General features: G+C 60.9%; 19 protein-coding genes. 10 read left to right on the top strand and 9 right to left on the bottom strand.

Annotated elements, in window-relative coordinates:
* Window positions 1–24 precede the first annotated feature (24 nt).
* Genes JNJ45_08115 through JNJ45_08105 form a run of 3 tightly spaced genes read left to right on the top strand, consistent with a single transcriptional unit; the run spans window position 25 to window position 2554 of the window.
* Entirely contained in the window at window positions 25–873 is an 849-nt protein-coding gene (locus tag JNJ45_08115) for a TIGR00159 family protein (protein MBL8048631.1), read from the top strand.
* Entirely contained in the window at window positions 870–1784 is a 915-nt protein-coding gene (locus JNJ45_08110) for a hypothetical protein (protein ID MBL8048630.1), read from the top strand. The genes JNJ45_08115 and JNJ45_08110 overlap by 4 nt, the downstream gene beginning before the upstream one ends.
* Window positions 1784–2554, top strand: a complete 771-nt coding sequence (locus JNJ45_08105; GenBank protein ID MBL8048629.1) for a GNAT family N-acetyltransferase — start codon at window positions 1784–1786, stop codon at window positions 2552–2554. The genes JNJ45_08110 and JNJ45_08105 overlap by 1 nt, the downstream gene beginning before the upstream one ends.
* Window positions 2555–2587: 33 nt before the next feature.
* On the opposite strand, the gene JNJ45_08100 is transcribed toward JNJ45_08105, so the two are convergent.
* Together JNJ45_08100 and JNJ45_08095 are read right to left on the bottom strand one after the other, a co-directional pair.
* Window positions 2588–2911, bottom strand: a complete 324-nt coding sequence (locus JNJ45_08100) for a type II toxin-antitoxin system RelE/ParE family toxin (GenBank protein MBL8048628.1) — start codon at window positions 2909–2911, stop codon at window positions 2588–2590.
* Window positions 2901–3053 carry a hypothetical protein gene (locus tag JNJ45_08095; GenBank protein ID MBL8048627.1) on the bottom strand — a complete coding sequence of 51 codons (153 nt, stop codon included), beginning with the start codon at window positions 3051–3053 and terminating at the stop codon, window positions 2901–2903. The genes JNJ45_08100 and JNJ45_08095 overlap by 11 nt, the downstream gene beginning before the upstream one ends.
* A gap of 225 nt (window positions 3054–3278) precedes the next feature.
* On the opposite strand from JNJ45_08095, the gene JNJ45_08090 reads away from it, so the two are divergent.
* Window positions 3279–3695: a DUF1801 domain-containing protein gene (locus tag JNJ45_08090; protein ID MBL8048626.1), complete on the top strand. Its 417-nt coding sequence runs from the start codon at window positions 3279–3281 to the stop codon at window positions 3693–3695.
* A 9-nt stretch (window positions 3696–3704) separates the two neighbouring features.
* On the opposite strand, the gene JNJ45_08085 is transcribed toward JNJ45_08090, so the two are convergent.
* Both JNJ45_08085 and JNJ45_08080 read right to left on the bottom strand, forming a co-directional pair.
* Window positions 3705–6755 carry a PD40 domain-containing protein gene (locus JNJ45_08085; GenBank protein MBL8048625.1) on the bottom strand — a complete coding sequence of 1017 codons (3051 nt, stop codon included), beginning with the start codon at window positions 6753–6755 and terminating at the stop codon, window positions 3705–3707.
* A 50-nt stretch (window positions 6756–6805) separates the two neighbouring features.
* Window positions 6806–8119 (bottom strand): DUF58 domain-containing protein, encoded by a 1314-nt coding sequence (locus JNJ45_08080; GenBank protein MBL8048624.1) that lies wholly within the window; start codon window positions 8117–8119, stop codon window positions 6806–6808.
* Here JNJ45_08080 and JNJ45_08075 point away from each other — a divergent pair.
* The 4 genes from JNJ45_08075 (at window position 8106) to JNJ45_08060 (ending at window position 11893) form a co-directional block, all read left to right on the top strand.
* Window positions 8106–8852 carry an RDD family protein gene (locus tag JNJ45_08075; protein MBL8048623.1) on the top strand — a complete coding sequence of 249 codons (747 nt, stop codon included), beginning with the start codon at window positions 8106–8108 and terminating at the stop codon, window positions 8850–8852. The two genes, JNJ45_08080 and JNJ45_08075, sit on opposite strands and share 14 nt — an antisense overlap.
* A 268-nt stretch (window positions 8853–9120) precedes the next feature.
* The gene (recF, locus tag JNJ45_08070) at window positions 9121–10200 is read left to right on the top strand and encodes a DNA replication/repair protein RecF (protein MBL8048622.1); all 1080 of its coding nucleotides are present in this window, start codon (window positions 9121–9123) and stop codon (window positions 10198–10200) included.
* A 14-nt stretch (window positions 10201–10214) separates the two neighbouring features.
* The gene (locus JNJ45_08065; GenBank protein MBL8048621.1) at window positions 10215–10517 is read left to right on the top strand and encodes a DUF721 domain-containing protein; all 303 of its coding nucleotides are present in this window, start codon (window positions 10215–10217) and stop codon (window positions 10515–10517) included.
* Window positions 10490–11893, top strand: a complete 1404-nt coding sequence (locus tag JNJ45_08060) for a ComEC/Rec2 family competence protein (protein MBL8048620.1) — start codon at window positions 10490–10492, stop codon at window positions 11891–11893. Before JNJ45_08065 ends, JNJ45_08060 begins: the two co-directional genes overlap by 28 nt.
* On the opposite strand, the gene JNJ45_08055 is transcribed toward JNJ45_08060, so the two are convergent.
* Together JNJ45_08055 and JNJ45_08050 are read right to left on the bottom strand one after the other, a co-directional pair.
* Window positions 11890–14493: a valine--tRNA ligase gene (locus JNJ45_08055; protein ID MBL8048619.1), complete on the bottom strand. Its 2604-nt coding sequence runs from the start codon at window positions 14491–14493 to the stop codon at window positions 11890–11892. The two genes, JNJ45_08060 and JNJ45_08055, sit on opposite strands and share 4 nt — an antisense overlap.
* An 89-nt stretch (window positions 14494–14582) precedes the next feature.
* A complete protein-coding gene (locus tag JNJ45_08050; protein ID MBL8048618.1) occupies window positions 14583–15572 on the bottom strand; it encodes an ATP-binding cassette domain-containing protein in 990 nt (329 codons plus the stop codon).
* Between the two features lie 55 nt (window positions 15573–15627).
* On the opposite strand from JNJ45_08050, the gene JNJ45_08045 reads away from it, so the two are divergent.
* Both JNJ45_08045 and JNJ45_08040 read left to right on the top strand, forming a co-directional pair.
* On the top strand, window positions 15628–16347 hold the full coding sequence (locus tag JNJ45_08045) for a hypothetical protein (protein MBL8048617.1): 720 nt from the start codon (window positions 15628–15630) through the stop codon (window positions 16345–16347).
* Window positions 16299–17024: a hypothetical protein gene (locus JNJ45_08040; GenBank protein MBL8048616.1), complete on the top strand. Its 726-nt coding sequence runs from the start codon at window positions 16299–16301 to the stop codon at window positions 17022–17024. The genes JNJ45_08045 and JNJ45_08040 overlap by 49 nt, the downstream gene beginning before the upstream one ends.
* Here the strand turns inward: JNJ45_08040 and JNJ45_08035 are convergent.
* From JNJ45_08035 to rpoN, 3 genes are all read right to left on the bottom strand, one after another.
* Window positions 17021–18136 carry a PD40 domain-containing protein gene (locus JNJ45_08035; protein ID MBL8048615.1) on the bottom strand — a complete coding sequence of 372 codons (1116 nt, stop codon included), beginning with the start codon at window positions 18134–18136 and terminating at the stop codon, window positions 17021–17023. The two genes, JNJ45_08040 and JNJ45_08035, sit on opposite strands and share 4 nt — an antisense overlap.
* A 67-nt stretch (window positions 18137–18203) precedes the next feature.
* Complete coding sequence (gene mutL, locus JNJ45_08030; GenBank protein ID MBL8048614.1) at window positions 18204–20153, bottom strand: DNA mismatch repair endonuclease MutL; 1950 nt, start codon at window positions 20151–20153, stop codon at window positions 18204–18206.
* A gap of 215 nt (window positions 20154–20368) precedes the next feature.
* Entirely contained in the window at window positions 20369–21682 is a 1314-nt protein-coding gene (gene rpoN, locus JNJ45_08025) for an RNA polymerase factor sigma-54 (GenBank protein ID MBL8048613.1), read from the bottom strand.
* Window positions 21683–21792 lie beyond the last annotated feature (110 nt).

Raw genomic sequence — 21792 nt, 5'->3', positions numbered from 1 at the left:
AACCTGATACAATTTCGACATTCCTTGAACGAGATTAGCCAACGACTAACCAGCCTATGGCCGCTCACCGGAGAGTCACTTCTCCAGGTGGTTGACATTCTGTTGGTCGCGCTTATCCTCTATAAGCTCATTTCGATGGTGCGTTCGTCGCGAGCATGGCGTTTGCTCATCGGCATCATCGTCTTTGTGGCGGCGCTGATTATCAGCGACATGCTGCAGCTGCGCACTTTGCACTGGATTTTGGATAAGGCGACGCTGCTCGCTCCAGTCGCTCTGGTGATTCTCTTTCTGCCCGAGCTACGAAAAACCTTGGAAGGCTTCGGCAAGCTGGGCGAATTCACCGAACGCGGCCAAACGCCCAAGGACGGCGTGATGAGCTACGCCACGCTAGAGGAGATTGTCGCGGCGGTGGCCGAGCTCAGCTCTACCAAGACCGGGGCGCTGATTGTGCTGGAGCGCGGCGGCGACCTCGACGACATTTGTCAAACCGGCGTGCCGCTCCGTGCGCAAGTGACGGCTTCGCTGTTGGGCTCGATTTTCTTTGACCAGGGCCCGCTGCATGATGGCGCGGCGGTGATTCGCCGTAACGAGATCGCGGCCGCGGCTTGCCGATTACCGCTCAGCGAAAGCCCGCACATCGCCTCGCACCTGCATATGCGTCACCGCGCGGGCATTGGCTTGAGCGAGCAGATTGACGCGTTTGTCATCGTCGTGAGCGAAGAGCGCGGCACGATCGGCCTGGCGCAGAGCGGCGTGATGGAGACGTTTGCCGACTCCAACAGCCTGCGCGATCGCCTGAAAAAGACGCTGTTCCCCGAGAGCCCCTCGCCGCGACGCCGGAAGTCGGAACCCGCCGGGAGGAACAGCGCGTGAATCGCTTTTGGCTGGGCTTTGCATCGCTTTGCCTTTCGCTGCTGCTGTGGTTAGACTTCGGCCAGAAGGAGCCGACGATTCAGCGCGAGTTGCGGGTGCCGCTAGAGACGCGGAACCTGCCGCCGGGCTTGGTGCCCATTGACCTACCCGGAAGGGTGAGCGTGATTGCCGAAGGTCCGCGCAATCAGCTGGACCGGCTGGCGACCGATGCCGTGCTGGCCACGGTGGACCTGTCGCGGGCCCGAACCGGCGGCGGCACATTCCCCTTGACCGTGGCGACGCCCGGCGGACTGCGCATTAAGCTGGACACGCGGTGGCCGACGCTTCGTTTGAACCTCGCGCAAACCGTGGTTCTCACGCGGCCGGTCGTCATCGAGACCTTGGGCACGCCGCCCGAGGGCATGGAATACAGCGGCGCGGAGGCCGAGCCGAGCAGCGTGACGCTGACGATTCCGAGCACGGAGCGAGGCAACGTCAAGGACGTGCGCGCCGTGCTCGACCTGAATCGTCTCTCCTCGGGACTCGGCTACATCGAGGCGGAACTGGTGGTGGTGAACAGCAAGAACGAGCCGATTCCGGCGGCCAGCGTGGAGCCGGCGCGCGTGCGCATTCGGCCCTTGCTGGGCAAGGAGGGCGAGGCACGAACGGTTTTCGTGAATCCGCAGTGGCAGGGCGCGCTGCCGTTCGGATTTGTCGTGGGCGACGTGACGGTTTCGCCACAGCAGGTTCGCCTGGCCGGAAACATTGAGCCCGCCACGATTTTTACGAAGCCGATCAGCTTGAAAGGCCGAACGCAAACCTTTACCGAGCAAGTAGAGTTGGAGCTACCGGAAGGGAGCCGCTTGACTTCGCCAACGACCATCACCGTGACCGTCATCGTTTTGCCCGACCCCAAGGCGGCGGGTCGTTAATGGAGATTCGGCGTGTTTTGGAGCGCGAGGAGCCGGAGTTTCTGCGCGTGCTTTGCACCGTGTTCGACCTCGACCATTCGCGGGCGCGAGGCATATTCTTTAAGGAGCCCCTCCACGATGCGCGGCAGAATTGGGCCGTGTTTCAGGACGGCATCATCTCTTCGATTTTGACCCTGACCCCGCTTCATTTTGGGTGGGGGCTGAGCTACGGCATCTCGGGCGTGGCGACCTTGCCCGATGCCCGACGCACCGGGCTGGCGGGTGAACTGCTCTCGCGGGCCATGGAAAGCGCGCGCGCCGAAGGCGCCCTCGGGTTCATGCTATTTGCGCATCAGTTGGAGCTGTACGCCAACCATGGGTTTCGGCCTGTGGATCGCGTGTGGCGCGCGCCCTTGGTAGCCGGCGAGACTCTCGACCCGATTGTGCCGGTGAGCAACGAAGAAGTCGTAGCGCTGTATTCGGCGTGGGCGGATGAGCACCCGGCTCGGCTTCGGCGCGAAGAAGCGCGCTGGGAGTTTTGGCGCTGGTCTCTGCGCACCACGGAAGCCTTTGGTGGCGGCTACATTTGCAACGAGTCGGGGATGTTTCGGGAAGCGATTTTGCGGGAGCCGTGCTCGTTTTTGCCCGTCCCGGCGGAGTCGACGTGGTACGGGTTGGCGAGCCTCACGGACAACCTTCGCATTCCGGTCCTCGACCCGGTTCCGGAGATGTACGTCATGGCACTGGACCTCCCGGATCAGCCGCAGATGTTCATGACGGATCAGTTTTGAGGGAGCGAAGCTCACTTCGACACAAGCTTGTGGCTAATATTCAGGCTCCAAATCGATTGACGTAAGAGGCCTTCGCGACCCGTGATAGACGCGCAAGATCAGAACAGTTTGATTCTCCTCAAGCACGCGAAAAATAACTCGATGCGAGTGCAGATTCGCCGATCGATACTCTCGTTTGAGCTTGTGCACCTCCGAGATCAGGGAGAACTGAAATGGAGTGTCCGCCAAGATTTCGGTGGTCGCGATGAACTTGTCGTTCCACCGAGTGGCCGCGGGTAGTGAATCAGTGGCAATATGCCGGATCGCCTCGTCAATATCGTGTTTCGCACGCTCTGTGATGACAACGCTATATCCCATACTTTGCCTTCAGCTCCGCGATCACCTCCTTTACTGGGTACACCTTGCCTTCCTCAAACGCCTTCTCGCCTTCTTCGATCGCCGCAAGAAATCGTTGCTGCTCTTGAATCGCCGAGAGTTCTTCGAAGGTGTCAGTGTCCATTAAGACGAGTTTGACCTTACCGTTGACGGTCAGACCAACCGGCTCCTTCTCCTCATCAATGCGATCTGTAAACGACTTTGAATTGCGTAGGAAGTCAGTGAGTGGGTGGATCTGGCTTGTTCGTATCATGGCATCACGCAGCGTAAAAGCATAGAATAATCTGCTTTTTCTTGCAGACGCTTGAAACGCTACTCGAGTTCCGACCCATACGGCTAAAATCCACACATGGCCGAAATGAAGACTCAACGCAACGACGCCAGCGTCGCCGACTTTATCGCCAACGCCGACCCCACGCGACGAGCCGACTGCGAGCAGATGCTTGCCATCTTGCAAGAGGAGGTGGGCGTGGCCGCCATGTTTGGCGATAGCATCGTGGGGTGCGGCGAATACAAATACAAGAAGGGCCGCCGCGAAGAAGTCACATGGTTTGTGGCCGGGTTTTCGCCACGCAAGGGCAGCTTCACCATCTACCTTTCCGGAGGCTATGACGAGCAGAAAGACCTCATGGCCAAGCTCGGGAAGTTCAAGGTCTCGGTGGCGTGTCTCTACGTGAACAAGCTGGCCGATATCGACCTCGACGTGCTCCGACAAATGGTGCGGCGCAACACCGAAGTGATGCGCCGCCACGTCGAATCCAAGTAGCCCGCGAGGCTACATCTTCTTGGTTTCGACCACCTTAAGCAGCTGCTTGATCGCCATTTCGAGCTGCGTGTCTTGGCCCGCGTGCCAGCGGTTCAGATCGAACGGCACGCTGAAGTTTGGCTTGCGGCCATTGCGCTCCAGGTTTTCGCCGTCGAGCGTGTAGCAGCCAATCGCTGGCATGCGTATCGAGCCGCCGTCCCAGAAGCCGACCGCGCTCGTGCCAATCACGCCGCCGGCCGTGCGTTCGCCGATGACCGGCCCGACCTTGAGGCGCTGGAAGCCCTCCGACATGATCTCCGCGTTGCTGAACGAGTACTGATTCGTCATCAGGGCGCTCGGCATTTGCAACGCGTCGCCGCGATAAATGTCCTCGCTGATCATGGTCTCGGGAGCTGCGCGGAAGGTGCGGTACAGCCAGGGCCGCTTCACCAAAATGCCGAGAATTTTGTGGCTCGTGCTTCCGCCTCCGTTGTAGCGAACGTCCAACACCACGCCCTTTTTGCCGGTCGTGAGCGTCCGCATTTCCCAAAGGAACTTTTGGTAGCTCGGCTCATCCATGCCCTGAATGTGGTGATACGTGAGCTGTCCGCCGCTGATGCGCTCCACCTGCTCGCGATTCCATTTCACCCAGTCGTTGTAACGGACCGATGTTGCCAGGGCGGTCGAGGTCGGCTTGATCAGCACGATCATGTTCTTGCCGCCGCGCCGCACTTCCAGCCGCATCTTGGTGCCCGCGGTGCCAATCATCAGCTTGGCCGCGGGCGTCGTAGCGAGGCTCGTTCCGTTGATGCTGAGGATCTCATCGCCGGTCATCAAGCGCGAATCGGCGTTGTCGGCGGGAGTGCCGGGGAGCACTTGGCCCACCACGTACTTGCCGTTGGCCAGCAGTTTCGAGTCCCAATCGAAGCCGAGCCAACCCGACGATTCGCCGCGGGCGGCGGTCGCCGATCGCGGCGCGGTTGCGCCCTGGTGACTCGATTCGAGTTCTTCGAGCATCTCGCCGATCATCGCGTAGAAGTCGGCTCGATCCACCGTGTGCGGCATCATCGCCGCGAACTTGGCCTTGATTCCCGTCCAATCCTTGCCGTGCATGTTCGGGTCGTAGAACTTCTTTTCCAGCGACCAGCAGATCTCTTGGAAGAGCGCCTTTTCCTCATCGCGGCTGTTGATGCTCAGCTGAACCGAGAACGTGATCGGCACCAAACCCGCCGGACTGAGCAACGAGAAACGGCCACCATTCGAGATGATTTGCCGCGGATCGCCCGGGAGGACAAAGCCGGGGCCGGTCACACCCGGGACGGCGGTTACCGCGCCGGTCGTGCTGATGGCACTGAAGACGCCCGCCACGTTCGCGTAAATGGAGTTGCCGAACACCGAAGCGCCGGTGACGTCGCGCGCCAGGATCCTGGTGCGCTCCACCAAGCCTCGCTCGTCGATTTTCACGTCGACCTTCGCGTCGGGCTTGGCCGGAGTGTCATCAATCTTGTCGAGATCATCTTCCGTAAAGCGGGTCTCGGGTGGCGAGAGCTCCACGTAGTAGAGGTCGTCGCCCTCCGCGCCACTTGCGGTGTAGAAAATGCCCTTGCCATTCGGCATCCAACGCGGAAGCGAACCGCCCCGCGCGGTGGTGCCGACCACGATTCGCTTGCCTGAGGCAACTTCGACCGCTTCGATTGTCGCGCCGCGTACGTTGAGCATCTGCACCGCCACCCATTTGCTGTCCGGGCTCCAATCCACTTGCGGCACCTCGTCGTAGGCGTCAATAAACTGGCCGCTGAGCAGGGTCTTGGGCGCGCCGCCCTTGGCCGGCATCGTTACAATCGCCTTGTCGCCGAGACTCGCCGCGAGCATGGTGCGGTCGGGGCTAATGGTCACGCCCATCACGTCGGTCTTGTCGGCGTAGAACAGCTTCTCGTTGCCATCGGTATCCACCGTCCACAGCTCGCGTTTGCCGTTACGGCCACTCACAAACAGCAGGGTCTTGTTATCGAGCCAAACGATGTTTTCGTCCATCGCAAGGCTCTTGGTGAGCTTGCGCGTAGTGCCGCCGCGGGCCGGCATCACATAGATGTCGCCGCGCACCAAAATTGCCGCGCGCTTGCCGTCGGGGCTCGTCGCGATTTCGTTGGCGGAGGTCGCGACCTCTTCGATCATCGGGCTGGTGCGCGAGTCCGCGGGCGCTTCGAACTCGACCTTGCGCGAATCGCCGCTCGTCATGTTGAGCGCGTAAATGTCGCCGTCAAACTCGTAAGTCAACAGCGCGCCATTGGCCGAGAGCGAGGGATATCGCACCGCACCCCGGCTATGGTTGGTCAACTTTTTGGCACCCGAGCCGTCGCCGTTCATGCGCCATACGTTCGGCCAGCCGCTGCGATTGCTGATGAACACGATGTCGCCGTCCGGCGCAAAGAGGGGGAAAGAGTCGTGGAACTCGTTGGTCGTGAGTCGCTTGGCGTCCGAAGCAAGCGGAGTGGACGAGGCTACGTAGATTTCGCCCGTGTTCGCACCCTTGAGCTCGGTTTTGCGCCACGCGCCCAGGCTCGCGCCGTTGACAAACACCATCTTGCTGCCATCCGGAGAAAGGCTCGGCGCGTGCTGCACTTCCAGCGGGTGGCGCGTCATCTGCACAATGTCGCCGCCGGTCATCGGGAGCATGAATGCCGACCCGCGGCCCCACATGCTCGTGCTGCCCAAAATCTTCTTGCCGTCGGCCGAGATCGCTGTGAACGCCTTGGCCGCGCCGTCGAAACTCAGTCGTGTTAGGTCGCCGCCATCCACGCTCATCGAGTAGAAATCCGCGCCACCCGTACGGTCCGAAACAAACACGATTCGCTTGCCGTCGGGCGTGAACTTGGGCGTGATTTCGTTGCCCGGGTGGACGGTCAGACGCTTGGCGTCGCCGCCTTTCGCGCTACCGATCCAGATGTCGCCTTGCCACGAAAAGACAATCTGCGATCCATCGGGCGAGGGGGCCGGGCCGGAGACCCGACGCAGAGCGGCGCTACTGGTGCCCGCCAAAGCGAGCGAGAGGCTGACGAGAGCTAAGTTTGAGAGCTTCATAGGTTACTGAGGCTATTTACCCGCAAAGATCGTGGGGAGGTGCCCGCAGCCTAAATTGCTACTCGCTCTTTTGCGTGCAAATATGCACTCACTAACGCCTGTGCCAGGTCTTGGGGTTCGGCTTCAATGCTCTGCACGTTCGCGGCGTTCAATCCAGCTGAGGCCGATCGTCGCTCGGAGTCGTACCAAAGAGCGGCGGCGCGATCGTACACGTCTTGGCGTCGCTCCAAGGGTTTCGCTTGCAAGGCGGCGATTCCCGGGTCAATCACCCGCGCCACAAATACCAAGTGCCGCTTGCTCAGCGGGGCAATCGCGCGGACCAAGCGATCGGCTTGGGCGCGATCTTCGGCATCCGTGAAGATCACGATGAGCGAGCGGCGACGCTGCTGGCTGGCCAGGTGCAAAAACGCGCCCTGATAGTTGCTTTCCAGCGGCTGGCCCTGCAGTCCGTGCAGCGCGTTGAGGATGAGGCCCATTTGCGTGCGTCCCTTCTTGGGTAGCAGAACATCCTTCACCTGGTCGTCAAAGGGCATCACGCCGACAAGGTCGCCCGCGTCAATGGCGGCGTGCACCAACAAGATCGCAGCGTCGAGCGCGTAGTCCAACTTAGTCACGCCGTCAATCTCGCCGAGCATGGCTCGACCACAATCGAGGCAGACCATGACGGGCTGATTTCGCTCCGTGGTGTACTGGCGCACCATGAGCTTGTTGCGGCGCGCACTCGCCTTCCAATCGATCAGCCGAAAACTGTCGTTGGCGTAGTCGCGCAGCGAGTCGAACTCGGTGCCTTGAGCGCGGTAGCGACTGCGACGCTGACCGGCTTGCGCCAAGCGACCACGCTGCTTAAGGAGATCGAAATCGCGCAACGCCAGCACGTTCGGATACACGTGAACTTCCTGCTCGGCGGGGAGGCGCCTCTCCACCTCGCACAACCCTAGCGGCGCCAGAACCCGCACGTAGGCATCTTCGTAATTCACCGTTCCGCGCTGAACCGGGCGCACGTGATAGCTGGCTTCCACGCGGTCGTATCCGCCGAGCTCAAAGTCAAAGTCATTTGATTCCTGCTCGAATGCAGCCGGGACACCGTCGCGCAGCCGCACTCGCAACGGATGCTGACTCGCATTGGCCAGGGCCACCGAAATCCGGTTTTGCTGGCGATTCGACAACACGGGATCGCTCTTGCGTTCGAACTCCAAGTTCTGGGATTGCCGATTGGCCACCCAGGCCGACACCAGCACGATGAAGAGGAGCGCGACGTTGTAAGGAAGCAGCAGCCCATACGCGGCGGGCACCACAACCGACAGCAGGGGAATAAGGGCTCCTGCCGCAAGTAGAATCCAGAGTCGTCGCGTGGGTACGATCATAAGCGTCGTGACCGAACTCACCATTATTACCCCCGAAAAGGTCGCGCTTTCTTTTCGCCTGGCTCCGCCAAGCCGCCGCATTGGGGCTCACCTCATCGACCTCATCATTTTTGGCGTCATCGGGTTTGCCGTCACCTTGATCGGGGCGAGCATGGGCAAAGCGGGAATTGCACTCGTCCTCATCTATTGGTCGTTGGGCTACTTTGTTTTTCCCGCGTTTCTGGAGTTCTATTGGAACGGCCAAACCATCGGCAAGTTCGTCAATCGCCTGCGCGTTGTGATGGCCGACGGCACGCCCGTGACATTCCCTGCGGCGCTCTACCGCAACCTCATGCGCGCGGCCGACTTTCTGCCGGCGTACTTCTTCCTGGGGATCACGGCCATGGTGCTGACCGAGCGCGGACAACGCCTTGGCGACATTCTTGCGAACACGGTCGTGATTTCCCTGCGCGACGTCACGCGACCGGTGATCTCGCCGCACAAACACGGCGTTCACCCGCTGGAAGTGAAGTTGCCGCCGCTGCGCCGGATGAACATCGCCGAATATCGCATGCTCAAGCAGATCGCTGACCGCGCCGTTGAGTTGCCTCCCCACGTTCTGAGCGAGAAGATTGAGATGGTGTGGCCGAAGTTTATCGAGCGCCACCAGATCTCCATGCCCGAGGGGATTCACCCGATTTACATGATCGAAGCGACCGTCATGCGATACGGCCGCGAACGCAATATGATGTAATCCCCAACTTGGGAAAAGATTTGGGGGAATGAGTGGGGACAGGTTTGGGGATTTGTGGACCATGGGAAAACAAGGGGTGTCTAGGGGAAATCCACCGGCCTTTCCCCGCACTTTTCCCAGGGTGCCGCTGAACCGGCGACAGGTTCAACCAAGGGGGCTTTTCCCCGAGAAAGTTTTCCTTAATAACAACAATAAGATTGATCTCTAAGAAGAGATTAATTATCTAGGGGCGGGGAAAATCGAGTTCGCCTGCCAAACTAGGAGGGTCTTGCTGGCGCGACTCTCCGTTCACCAGTTCCGCAACATTGAGCATGCGGAGCTTCAGCTCGAACCCGGCATCCATTTGGTGGTGGGGCCGAACGCGCACGGCAAAACCTCGCTCCTGGAGGCGGTTCACCTTTTGGCAACCAGCAAGGTGTTGCGCGGCAGTCGCGAAGTCGAGGCGATTCGGCACGGCGAAGAGCAAGCCAGCGTGCGCGGCGGGCTCCAAGACTCGCGAACCGAGCTGCGGATGGACCTAACCCGCGGCAAGCGCAAGCGAGCGTTTATTAACAGCCTCGACCTCAAGCGAGCCAGTGACCTGATTGGCCGCCTTCCGTGCGTGGTGTTCAGCAACGAAGATCTGAGCATTGTTCGCGGCGACCCCTCGGATCGGCGTGAGTTTATGGACATGACCTTGTGCCAGCTGTACCCGGCCTACCTGGGGCATTTGGCCAGCTACAAACGATCACTCGAACAGCGCAACGCCTTGCTCAAACTTGCCTCGGAGCGGTTTGTGGCGGATGAGCAGTTCGAAAGTTGGGAAGCGGAACTCGATCGTCATGGCGCGGCTCTGCGAAGTACCCGTCGCGAGTTCTTGGCGCAGCTTGAACCCGTGGCGGCGCAAGTGCATCGCGACATGGGGCCAGACGAGCAGTTGACGATCACTCATGTGTTGCGCGATGAGGTGCCGGTCCGCGATTCACTGGCCGAGATGTATCGCGCGGCGCGCCCGATGGAGATTCGGCGCGGAAGCAGCCTGGTGGGGCCGCATCGCGACGAGCTGTTGCTGAGCGTCAACGACAACGAGGTGCGGCTGTTTGGCTCGCAAGGGCAGCAGCGCACCGCGGCCCTGAGCCTTAAGCTGGCGACCATCGAGGTGATGGAGCAACTGCTCGGTGTTTCGCCCATTTTGCTGCTCGACGACGTGTTCAGCGAACTCGATGCGTCGCGTCGGAGCCGGTTGCTTTCGACCGCAAGTCAGCACTCGGGCCAAGTAATTTTGACGTGCACCGAGGCTGAGCAAGCGGGAGATTTGATGGCGAAATCGGCCAAGATAATTGAGATTCGATCGGGAGTGATTCAGTGAAAAAAATCGGCGATATGTTGGGTGATTCGGTGGCGCAAGCCGAAGTGTTGCGCGCGGCTCGGGCGCAACAGATCTTGCGGCATTGGCCCGAGGTGGTCGGGGAATTTCTCGCTTCGAAGTGCGTTCCGGATCGCTTTGAGCGTGGCACGTTGTGGATCGCCGCGAGCGGCTCGGCGTGGGCCCAAGAGCTGCGATTGCAACAGGCAGACATTCTGGCCAAGCTCAACGCCTACGCCGGGACATCGCTCTTTTTGGCGCTGCGGATTGGCACGCGCACCCCGCGACGCACATGGGAACCGGGCGCGGAACTTGCCTAGTCTCTGAGCTACGCGGTCGCCCGCTGGTGCTGAGCGCCCTGGCGCTTGCCGTCGGCATCGGCGCGCGATCCTCACCGCTTGTTGCTCTCGGCTTGATTGTCTTGCTGTGGCTTGCCGGTTGGTCGTGGCGGGCGCTGATGGTCGGCGGGTTCGGTCTCGTTGGATTCCTTATCAGCCCTCTCTCGCCCATGCGTTCGCTGAACTCGGCGCAACCGTTCGAAGGTCGGGCCGATGTGATTTCCGTTGCGCGACCGGGTCGTTTTGGCGAGCAAGTGGTCGTGATGGCCGACGGTCGCCGGTTGATCTGGCAACTCCGCCCCGGGGAGATCGCAAACTGGGGGGACCGCTTCCGCGTGAAAGGCGAGTTGCGGCCCTTTGGCGACGCCGGAGGGGGCGGTCTGGCCCGAATGGGTCTTGCGGGGCGGCTTGTTACTCAGAGGGCGTTTCTTGAGGCTTCTGGCACGAACCTCGCGCGAGTCGGCTCCGGATTGAGGGTGAGCTTTGGCCTCGCGATGTCGCGCGACCTTTCGGCGGACGACGCGGCCATGGTTCGGGCGCTCACGTTTAACGACGACGCCCAGGTCTCGGACGAAGTGAAAGATGGCCTGCGCGCGACCGGCGTGATCCATATCATCAGCACCAGCGGCATGCACGTGATGTTGCTGAGCCTGTTGCTCATGCAGGTTCTGCAACGCCTGCGGATGCACCGGTGGGGGCAGCTGGTGCTCTTGGGCGTGCTGCTCGTGCTCTACGTGATGGCCGCCGGTTGGCGTCCGCCCGCCATGCGCGCAATGATCCTGGCGTTGCTGGTTTGGCTGCCCTACGCATTTGATCGCGAAGCTGATGCTTTGTCGGCTCTTGCGGTGGCATTTTTAGGCACGATCATTTGGCAACCTTACGAAATTTTGAACGCCGGATTTCAGTTGAGTTATGTTTCGGTAATTGCGCTCGTGATGTTTGGGCAACTGCAATGGGTGGCCATGGAGGAATCCACGCCGCGCGTGATTCTGCGCCGTTTAGGGGTGTTGCTGCGGGCCTCGCTGGTCGCCACCGTTGCCACCGCGCCCTTGCTCGCGTACCACTTCGGCGAGTTTTCGTGGCTTGGCCCGATCGTGAACTTGATGGTCGGGTTTGTTGTATTGCCGATTGTCGCGGGCGGACTGCTCCTGTGGATGTTGCCGTTTTTCGCGTGGCTTGGCGTGCCTTTGATGCTGGCCGCCCTTTGTCAATACATTGGGGTGGTGGTTTCGGCCATGGGCCGGGGCGCGACCCTGGTGCAGGTCGGGCCGTTTAGCGCGTGGTGGCTCGTTCTCATTTACGGCGCGGCGATCCTGATGTGGGAGCCGCGCCGTAAACTACCGACGCAAACGAATTAGGAACCGAATAGCTCCATTCGTTCTTTGATCTTCACGATCTTCTGTTCGAGCTCGGCTTGTTGCCGTTGATTACGCTCGACGACTTCGGGTTTTGCCCGCTCAGCGAAGTTCGGTTGCGACAGAAGTGTCGTGATTTTGAGGAGCTCGGGTTCCACCTTTTCGAGTTCCTTCTGCAATCGGGCGCGTTCTTTTTCGGGGTCGATCAACCCTTCGATCGGGATATGCAGGTCCACGCCGCTGATGGTGGTGGCCACGCTTTTGCCGCTGGGCTTGCCCGGGGTGAGGCGTTGCACCTTGGCTTGGCTGAGAATCACCGATTCGCCGCCCTGCAGATCGCCTTCCACGAATACCTCGGCGAGCTGCTCGCTCGGCTTCACACCGACATCGTTGCGCAGGGCGCGCAGCGCACGCGTGATCTCGAACCAGCGTTCGACTTGGGCTCCGATTTGCGGCTGGTGCCACGCGGCGGGAATTGTCGGCCACGCGCTTGCCATGAGCATCTTTTCTTCGGGAGATCGCAGATACGACATGATTTCCTCGGTGAGGAATGGCGTGATCGGGTGCATCATCGTGAGGAACGCGCGCAATGCTTGGTGCAGCACCCACTGCGGCGTTGCGCGTTGCGCCGGATCTTGCAGCCGATGCTTGCTCACCTCGAGATACCAGTCGCAGTAATCCGTCCAGAAAAAGCTGAACAACGCCTGACACGCGGCTTGAAAATCGTAGTCGTCGTACGCTTTGCGAACAGCGGCTTCGGTCTCGGCGAGACGCGACAGCAGCCACTGGTCAACCAATTCGAAACTACTTGGCTCCAAACCCTCGTAGCCCTCCGAATTCATCAGCACAAACCGGCTGGCGTTCCACACTTTGTTGCAGAAGTTTCGCGCGTCTTCGGTGCGACGCTCGCTGTAACGGATTTCCTGATTGGAACCGGCCTGACTCAAAAGGGTCCAGCGCAGCGGGTCGGCGCCCATTTTGTCAATGATCTCACGCGGATCGACGCCGGTGCCGAGCGACTTGCTCATGCGGCGACCATCCTCGGTCATCACCGTCGCGTGAATCAGCACCTCATGGAACGGAATCTCCTTGCAGAAATAGCACCCCATCATCACCATGCGGGCCACCCATAGGTACAAAATGTTACGGTCCGTGACCAGGATCGAGGTCGGATAGAACTCGGCCAGGTCCGCGGTTTCTTGCGGCCAACCCATGGTCGCGAACGGCCACAGCCCGCTCGAAAACCACGTGTCGAGTACGTCGTTATCTTGCCGCTCAATCGGTTGCCCGGCCTTCGCCTCGGCTTCGGCCCAGCTTTGCGCCGCCACGGCCGTGCCGTCGGCGGTGTAGAACACCGGGATGCGGTGACCCCACCACAGTTGGCGGCTGATGCACCAATCGCGGACGTTCTCAAGCCAATCGAGATACACGGTTTCGTAGCGGTTCGGGGTGATCTTGATCTTGCCCGACTTCACCGCCTCAATCGCGGGGCCAGCGAGTTCGGTCTGGCGCACAAACCACTGCTCGCTGAGCAGCGGTTCCACCACTTCGCCCGAGCGCTCGCTCACGATAAGCGCGATATCGTGATCCTCAATCTTCACCAGGAACCCTTCGTCTTCGAGCTGCTGAACGATCTTCTTGCGGGCCGCATAGCGATCCATTCCGCTGTAATCGCCGAAACCTTCCACCACCTTGGCGCGCTCGTCGAGCACCACTGGCATCTCCAAATTGTGCCGCGCGCCGACTTCAAAGTCGTTCGGATCGTGCGCGGGCGTAATTTTAACCGCACCGGTTCCAAATTCAGGATCCGGGTACTGGTCGGCGATCAGCGGAATCTCGCGACCCGTAATCGGCAGGCGAAGACTCTTGCCGACGAGCCCTTCGTAGCGCTTGTCGCTGGGGTGCACGGCCACCGCGACGTCGGCGAGCATTGTCTCGGGGCGCGTGGTGGCAATCACCACCTGGCCGGAGCCATCCGCGAACGGATAACGGATGTGATACAGCTTGCCGCGCACGTTTTTGCGCTCGGTTTCGATGTCGCTGACGCTCGTCAGAAGCACGGGATCCCAGTTCACCACGCGCTTGCCTTTGTAGATCATGCCCGCGTCGAACCATTCGATGAACACCTGCAGAACCGCCTTGGCGTACTCATCATCCAACGTAAAGCGGCTCCGCTCCCAATCGAACGCGCAGCCGAGTTGTCGGAACTGCTCCAAAATCGTGCTGCCCGATTCCTCGCGCCACTCCCACACCTTCTCGATAAACTTCTCACGGCCGAGCTCGGTCGGGTTGACGCCTTGCGCCTTCAGCTGCTTGCTCACCACGCTCTGCGTGGCGATGCCGGCGTGGTCCTGGCCAGGCAAAATCATCACGCGGTGACCGGTCAGGCGCTTGTAACGCCCCAAAACATCTTGCGTGGGGTAGCACAGCGAGTGCCCCATGTGGAGCGAGCCGGTGATGTTGGGCGGGGGAATGGTGATCGAGTAGGTCGGTTTGCTCGTGTCGGTGTCAGGGCGGAAAAGCCCCGCTTCTTCCCAGCACGCGTACCACTTCGATTCGGTTTGGCGCGACGCATTCTGCGTCGGCATGTTCACTTCTTGCATATTTCGTTGTCCTCCTTTCGCGTCGTGAAAGGGTCAACAACAATTTTACACCACGGTGGAAAAACCGGTGGAAAGTTCCACGTGAAACACTATTTTGAACCTTCGGGCTTGGTGGAAAAGACTTGCCGGATGATCTCGTCGAGCGAGACCTCTTCGATGGCGATGTCCGCCACCGGGAAGTTGGCGAGAATCGCCGCCGTGGCGGTCGGAACCTGTTGCGGCTCAATCGCCAGCACGGCGCTGGTCGAGGTTTCCTCGCGAAGAGTGCCGTAAGGGGCAAGGGTTTGTGGGTCCACCTCGTGACTAAAGGTCAGTCGCAGATGTCGCTCGGAGGAGTGCGCGGCGGTGAGCTTGTCGAGCGTGTCGTCGAACAGCTTCACGCCATGATCAATGATAATGACGCGCTCGGCGAGTTCCTTGACATCTTGCATGTAGTGCGAGGTCAGCATGATCGTGCAGCGGTCATTGCGGTTGAGTTCGAGCAAGAACTCGCGAATGCGCTGCTGGCTGACGAGGTCGAGCCCGATGGTGGGCTCATCCAGGAAGATGACGCGCGGTTGATGGAGTAGGGCGGCGACGAGCTCGCACTTCATGCGCTCGCCAAGACTCATTTTGCGGACCTGCGTGTTCACCTTTTCGCCGAGATCGAGCGCGGCGATGAGGCGCTCGGCCCGTTGGTCGAACACTTTCCGGTCGATGTCGTAGAGCTCGCGGTACATCACGAAGCTATCCCAGGCGGGGAGGTCCCACCAGAGCTGCTGCTTGTTGCCCATCACCAGGCTGATCTCGCGGAGCATTTCTGGCCGCCGATCGAACGGTTTGTAGCCCAGCACCTCGGCCTCGCCGCCACTGGGAAAGAGGATTCCCGCCAGCATCTTGATGGTCGTGGTTTTGCCCGCGCCGTTGGGGCCGAGAAAGCCGACGAGCTCGCCTTCTTTGATCTCTAGCGACACGCCCTTCACCGCCTGAATCTCATTGCGCTCGCGCCAAAACAGGCTCTTGACGGCGCCCGCCAAACCCGGCGCCTTCTTCACCGTGAAAAAGGATTTGGCAAGGTTAGATGCGCGAATAATAGCCATATGCGGAGCCGCGGTTTAGGTTCAGATGGGTAGTGTCGGGTACCCTGTAAGCATTATGACCGAGGAGGACCTTTATGCCCTGTACCAGTTGCATTTGGTGGACGCGCGGATCGTGGAGATTAAGGCCGCGGCGGCGAGCTTTGACCCCACAAAAGAGCTGCGCCAACAGGCAGAAGCGCTGAAGGCCCAAACGACCAAGGCAAAAGCGACCCTCGACGGCTTGCGCGGCGACCACAAGGACCTGGAGCTGCGGTTCAAGACCGTGTTCGACCGGTTGAACAAGCAAATGGAAGCGATGATGGGCGGCAAGATCACGAATCCCCGCGAAATTGAGGCCCTCGAACGCGACATCGAAGACCTGCGCGAGCGGGCCGATGCCGCCGAGCAGCAACGTGTCGCGGTGCAAGCGCAAATTGCCCCCGCCGAAGAGAAGTTTAACGAGCTGGACGAGAAGTTCCAAGCCAAAAAGCGCGTGTACACCGTGGCCTACCAAAAGGCCGTGCGGGAACGCGAGGAAATGCAGGCCGAATACAAAGACTTGGTGGCCAAGCACGGCCCATTGCAGGCAAAAGTTCCGCCCGGATTGCTCACGCAGTACGATGCGATTCGTCATAAATATGGCGGCATCGGCATGGGCGTGATTCGCGATGGCAAGGTTTGCGGCGCGTGCAACACGATGATCCCGGCCAAAACCGTGGAGGCCGTGAAAGAAGGGAAGCTCGTCACATGCGAATCGTGCCATCGAATCTTGTTCAACTTGCTGCCGTCGGCCTAGTGCTGGCGGCGGGGTGCGCTCGCTATCCCAATGGGGGCGGGGGCGCGGCCACCACGCGGCTGACCTTCACCATGAACACCGACGGCCCGGTGCGCTTTGGCACCGAGTCGGGCGCGGCCGGTGTGCCCTACATCTACATGGTCGCGATTCGCACCTCAAACGAGGTTAATCCGATCACGCAGGGCCCGGTGCCGATTATTGCGCCGCCGTGGGGAAACGGCTTTGTCGCCGGGGGCGCCACGCACTTTGTGTGGTGGGACCCCACGCAATCCTCGGCGCAGTACACGCTCTACCGGTTTGTGGACGACACGCTCCAGCAATGGACTTCGGTCGGAATTCCCGTGAACGTGGATGTCGCCTCGCCGGGCGATGCGCGGTTGCGATTTGAGGTGGACCTGGCGCAATTGGAGCCTGATCCGCTACTGCGGGTTCAAATTCGCAGCGTGCAGGTGAACTTCCTGACCATGGACCGCATTCCCCAGTCGGGGACGAGCAAGAATTGGGATGCCCTGGGCGACGGTCGCTTGCCGAGCGAAGTGAACACCTGGATTACGGTGCCGATTCAAAGCGACCGATTGGTCAACAATTCGAATTCGGGTCTGTTAGAGCCGCGCGGCGACCAGGCCGAACCCGCGCTCGACCTTGTGGATTGGCAAATCGAAGTCTCGGTGAACTAGTCCACCGAGACCCAATCGGCGACGAACACGTTAGTCTCGCCGCGCACATTGCCGTTGCGGTTGCTCGCGAACACCAAGTGCTTTCCGTCGCGCGTAAACATCGGGAAGCCGTCAAAGTCGCCCGACTTGGTGATGCGCCGCAGGCCGCTGCCATCCACATTGACCACGAAGAGGTCAAACTCGCGCCCCTTGGGGTCGCCATAGTTTGAGCTGAAAATGATCTCGCGATTGTTCGGGTGGAGGAACGGGGCGAAGCTGGCCGCGCCGAGATTCGTAATCTGGCGCTTGTTCTTGCCGCTCGCATCCATCATGAAAATCTCCAGCTTGCCGGGGCGAACGAGGTTCTCCGCGAGCAGCGCACGGTAGTCGGAAAGCTCGGTGTCGTTCTCAATCGCGTCGCGGCGATAGACGATGCTGCGGCTATCCCAGCTTACAAACGGTCCGCCGTCATAACCCACCTCGTCGGTGAGTTTCACGATGTTGCGGCCATTCATGTCGCTGCGATAGATGTCGGGGTCGCCTTCAAAGTTGCCCGTCCAGGTCATGTATTTTCCGTTTGGGGCGATCGTGGTTTCGGCGACGTAGCCGTCCTTCGCGAGCACCGGTTCGGGCTTCGCGCCCGGTTGAGTCAGGTTCAAACGGTACATCGCGAAGTTGGGGTTGACCATCCACACGTAGCCCTTGCTCATGTCCACCGGCTTCTGCGCGCCGGCGTCCTTGGCGTGCGTGCTGCTGAAGTAGACCCACTTGCCGTCGGGCGAGAAGTAGCTGCAGGTGCAGCGGCCCAGGCCGGTGCTCACAAGGCGGCGATTGCCACCGTCCGCGTCCATCACAAAGATTTGCTCATCCGGAAATCCGGGCTGACGGCTTTGGTAAACGATTTGGCGACCGTTCGGACTCCAATAGGCTTCGGCGTTTTGACCGCCGAACGTGAGTTGACGCACGTTAGCCAGCCGAGTCTCGCCGACGTGATCCGGCAGTGCTTGCGCTTTGGGCCAATCCTGCCAACGGACTTCCTGCGGAGCGTCTTGCGCCAGCACCGGCATGTGCATGTGGCAGAGGCATCCGGCGCCGGCATGGGCCAGGGAAAGGAACGCGGCAGCAATAATCATGGCTTTATTGAAGCCGGAATTGGGGTCCCGCCGCTTGCCTCAGATGACGATTGTGAGCCCGTCGCGACTAGCCACGCTTGAACTTACGGAGCAGATCGCCCCACGAGAGCACGATCGTGATGGGCCGTCCGTGCGGGCAAAGGTACGGGTTCTCGGTGTCGGCGAGGTCCAGCATCAGCTTCTCCATCTCGGGACGGCTGAGCGGATCGCCCGCCTTAATCGCCATCTTGCACGAGCAGGTGATCCAGAGGATCTCGCGCAGCGGGGTGATGCGGTTGCGATGGGTGGATTCCATCATCTCTTCGGCCATCTCGCGCACGAAAGTCGCCGGGTTGCGTCCGCGCAACGCTGCGGGCACCGAGCGAATAATAAACGCGCCCGCGCCAAACGGCTCGAGTTCGAAGCCCACCTCGCGCACGTCGGCCAGACGTTCGCTGAGCATCGCGGCGAGGCGCGGCTCCAGTTGCACGGTCTCGGGGGTAAGCAGGGGCTGCCGCTCTAAGGAGGCGCGTCCGCGCTCGCGACAGAGCATCTCGAACAAGATGCGCTCGTGGGCGACGTGCTGGTCGATGATGAGCAAACCGGAGCGATTCTCGGCGATGATAAATGTGCAGTCGGAGGTCTGCCCAATGATGCGGAACCCGTCGAGCAGGGCGTGCATGTCGCGGGCAAAATCTTCGCCGTCTACCGCCGTAGAACCACCCCGGGCCTCGTCAAACACGCTGTGCGCGAGTCCGGAGAAGCCGTCGGAGTTGGGCGCGCCCTCCACCACACTGCCGAAGGGGCGCCCCTCCAGGTCGCCACCGCCGCCGTGCACCAGCGCCAAACCCGGCTGGGGCGTTGACGCCAAAGAATCGAGGTTGCCCGCACCAAAACCGGAAACGCCAAAACCCGAAGCACCGAAATGCGGACTGCCCTCGCGGACCGCGCCGGCCCCACGCAACGCCTCGTTGGCGGCGGCGATGCCCTCGGCGCTCGGGATCATGCCCCGCTCCAGCAGAGTTTGCTTGATGCCGTGGCGCACGGCGTCAAAGATCGTGCCGTCGTGCTGGAACTTCACCTCGGCCTTGGTGGGCGAGACGTTGACGTCGAGGGTCAGTGGGTCTACGTCGAGGTGCAACGCCACGAGAGGGAAGCGGCGCTCGGGCGTGAGCTGCCGATAGGCGACCTCGACTGAGCTCGCCAGGGAACGCGAGCGAATCACCCGGCCATTGACAAAGAACCACTGGTAGGCGCGCGTCGCGCGCGTGAACTCGGGTGGCGAAACAAAGCCGCGCACGCGTACGCCTGCCTCAAATGTGTCAACCGGAACCAGGGCGCGGGCGATCTCGTTGCCCCAAAGCGCGGCCAAGGCGTGCAGGGCCACGCCATCTCCCGGCGTCTGGAACAAGGTCACGCTCTGATGCCGCAGCGTCATGGCCACGTGAGGGTTAGCCAAGGCGAGCTTTTGCGAAATTTCTACCGCGTTGCGCAACTCGGTGGTGTCGGTCTTCATAAAGCGCAGGCGCGCCGGGGTGTTGAAGAAGAGGTCGGCCACGCTCACCGTGCTGCCCTGCGGACCGGCTTCGTGATCGAGCGGGGCGACCGCGCCGCCCTCAATGACGACCACCGTGCGCAGACCGTCGCTCTCGGCGGTCGAGATGCGCATGCGCGACACGCTGGCAATGCTCGGCACCGCTTCGCCGCGAAAACCAAGCGTGGTGGCCGCGCTGAGGTCGCGCAAGGAACGAATCTTGGAAGTCGCGTGGCGCTCAAGGGCAGCCACGGCATCTTCGGGCGACATGCCGCAACCGTTGTCACTGATCTGAATGAGGGTGCGACCGGCGTCGCGCAACAGAATGTCCACCCGCGTCGCGCCCGCGTCCACCGCGTTCTCGACCAATTCTTTCACGACGGCGGCGGGTGACTCGACCACTTCGCCGGCGGCGATTTGGTTGATGGTGGTCTTGTCGAGTAGCTGGACGCGTCGCGAAGGGCCTACCGCAATCGGTACGCTGCCGCCTTCACCACTTGTCACTTACGCATCACCCCATCTGTTCACTGATTGTACTAGTTTAGACGCTCAGTTTGCGGACAATTTGGGCAAAAAAATACCCAGTAGGAAGGAGAGGACAAAACCTACTGGGCGAGTGTGCTTCTCTTGCTGTGATTCTCTTGGAATCTCTCTGTTCCGCCATCGTTGCGATGGCCGATATGGTTTGTTTCGGCGCATGCGCCCTGGTTCTGCAGGGTTTACGCCGATTTTCTTCGCCGCGAACTCAAAAGGCGCGACTTATCGCGATATTTGTTGACCGTGCGGCGGGCGATGACGATGCCCTGCTCGGCCAGCATTTGCGCGATCCGCTCGTCCGAAAGCGGGCGGTGCGGATTCTCGGTTTCCAGAATTTCCTGGATCGCCTTTTGCACGCGCAGCGCCGAGTTGAAGAACATTTCGAACGGCACAATCTCGCCGGTCGCAAGCTGAATGAACTTGTCGGCCACCGCGCGGCTCATTGCGCTTTCGTGAATCCCGATCGTTTCGGCGAGCTTGGCGCGCGTCATCGGCCGGAGGAACTTCACCTCGCCGGTGTTCAAAAAGCCGGCCTGCTCCTCGGCCAACACGTGGCCGATCTTGGCGAGGGTCGCCTTGCGCTGCCCGAGGCTGGCGATGAACCACTCGGCGCGATCCATAAACTGCTGGAGGTGCCGCGCCTCGCCGGCGTCCACGTTCTTCTTGCCCGCCAGCTCGTTGCGTCGCGATTGGTAGGCCCGGCTAATCGTAAAGTGAATCGGGTCGGCGCCGCGAATCTCGACATCCCAGCCAAATTCGTTGCGGCCAAACACCATGTCGGGAATCACGCTCACCGCCGAAGAGGAATGGTGCGTGCCGATGTGCGGTCGGAACTGCTCGCCGGGGAACGGTTGCAGCTCGGTGATCACTTGAATCGCCTGCTGAATCACGTCGGGCACGGCGCGAAACGCACGGGCCAGCGCGCGGACATTGCGCTGCACGAGATCGTCGAATCGCGATTCGAGAATCTGAAACGCGAGCCGCTCTTCCAAGGTCTCGGCTTCGCGCAGTTGCAGCATCAGGCAGTCGCGCAGGTCAAACGCGCCGACTCCGGCGGGTTCGCAAAGTCGCAGCGCGGCGATCACTTCCTCCGCCACTTCAAACGACACGCCGGTGGCCAGCGCGGCCTCTTCGGGCGTGGTTTCCAGGTAGCCGCGAGCGTTGACGCTGGCGACCACAAAGTCAATCGTTGCCTCGTGCGAAGCGGGCAACACGGTCACTAATTGGCCGCGAAGGTGCGCGTCCAGGCTATCGCTCGTGCTAGCCAGGTCCAGCCAATCCAGTTCGTCGCTGGTGCAGGTCGGCAGGCTGCGCATCAATTCGCGATCGTTGCCGCCGGGCTTCAGTTCTTGCGGGGCGACCTTGCGCAGAATCTCTTCGTCGGTCGGCGCGGTGTCATCAAAATCCAGCCGTTCGAGCGCCGGATTCTCGTTGAGCTCGGTCTGAATCAGGGTCTCCAACTGACTCTGATTCAGCTCCAAAACCTTGCTGCTCATGATGACGCGCGGATCAACCCGTGTCGAGAGAGACGTGCTTAAACCGGAACGATGCCCCAAACCCATACGCGCTGTGTTCCACAACCGCGCGCGCCGTTGTGCCGCTAGGT

Source organism: Chthonomonas sp. (assembly GCA_016788425.1).
GTDB lineage: Bacteria > Armatimonadota > Fimbriimonadia > Fimbriimonadales > Fimbriimonadaceae > JAEURQ01.
This window is presented reverse-complemented; position numbering and strand designations above follow the sequence as displayed.

What these genes read in the sequence shown, in the direction of transcription:
- JNJ45_08105 (MBL8048629.1), top strand. Translation starts at nt 1,784, where the DNA reads ATGGAGATTCGGCGTGTTTTGGAGCGCGAGGAGCCGGAGTTTCTGCGC.
- JNJ45_08100 (MBL8048628.1), bottom strand. Translation starts at nt 2,911, where the DNA reads ATGGGATATAGCGTTGTCATCACAGAGCGTGCGAAACACGATATTGAC.
- JNJ45_08095 (MBL8048627.1), bottom strand. Translation starts at nt 3,053, where the DNA reads ATGGACACTGACACCTTCGAAGAACTCTCGGCGATTCAAGAGCAGCAA.
- JNJ45_08090 (MBL8048626.1), top strand. Translation starts at nt 3,279, where the DNA reads ATGGCCGAAATGAAGACTCAACGCAACGACGCCAGCGTCGCCGACTTT.
- JNJ45_08085 (MBL8048625.1), bottom strand. Translation starts at nt 6,755, where the DNA reads ATGAAGCTCTCAAACTTAGCTCTCGTCAGCCTCTCGCTCGCTTTGGCG.
- JNJ45_08080 (MBL8048624.1), bottom strand. Translation starts at nt 8,119, where the DNA reads ATGATCGTACCCACGCGACGACTCTGGATTCTACTTGCGGCAGGAGCC.
- JNJ45_08065 (MBL8048621.1), top strand. Translation starts at nt 10,215, where the DNA reads ATGTTGGGTGATTCGGTGGCGCAAGCCGAAGTGTTGCGCGCGGCTCGG.
- JNJ45_08060 (MBL8048620.1), top strand. Translation starts at nt 10,490, where the DNA reads ATGGGAACCGGGCGCGGAACTTGCCTAGTCTCTGAGCTACGCGGTCGC.
- JNJ45_08055 (MBL8048619.1), bottom strand. Translation starts at nt 14,493, where the DNA reads ATGCAAGAAGTGAACATGCCGACGCAGAATGCGTCGCGCCAAACCGAA.
- JNJ45_08050 (MBL8048618.1), bottom strand. Translation starts at nt 15,572, where the DNA reads ATGGCTATTATTCGCGCATCTAACCTTGCCAAATCCTTTTTCACGGTG.
- JNJ45_08045 (MBL8048617.1), top strand. Translation starts at nt 15,628, where the DNA reads ATGACCGAGGAGGACCTTTATGCCCTGTACCAGTTGCATTTGGTGGAC.
- JNJ45_08040 (MBL8048616.1), top strand. Translation starts at nt 16,299, where the DNA reads ATGCGAATCGTGCCATCGAATCTTGTTCAACTTGCTGCCGTCGGCCTA.
- JNJ45_08035 (MBL8048615.1), bottom strand. Translation starts at nt 18,136, where the DNA reads ATGATTATTGCTGCCGCGTTCCTTTCCCTGGCCCATGCCGGCGCCGGA.
- rpoN (MBL8048613.1), bottom strand. Translation starts at nt 21,682, where the DNA reads ATGAGCAGCAAGGTTTTGGAGCTGAATCAGAGTCAGTTGGAGACCCTG.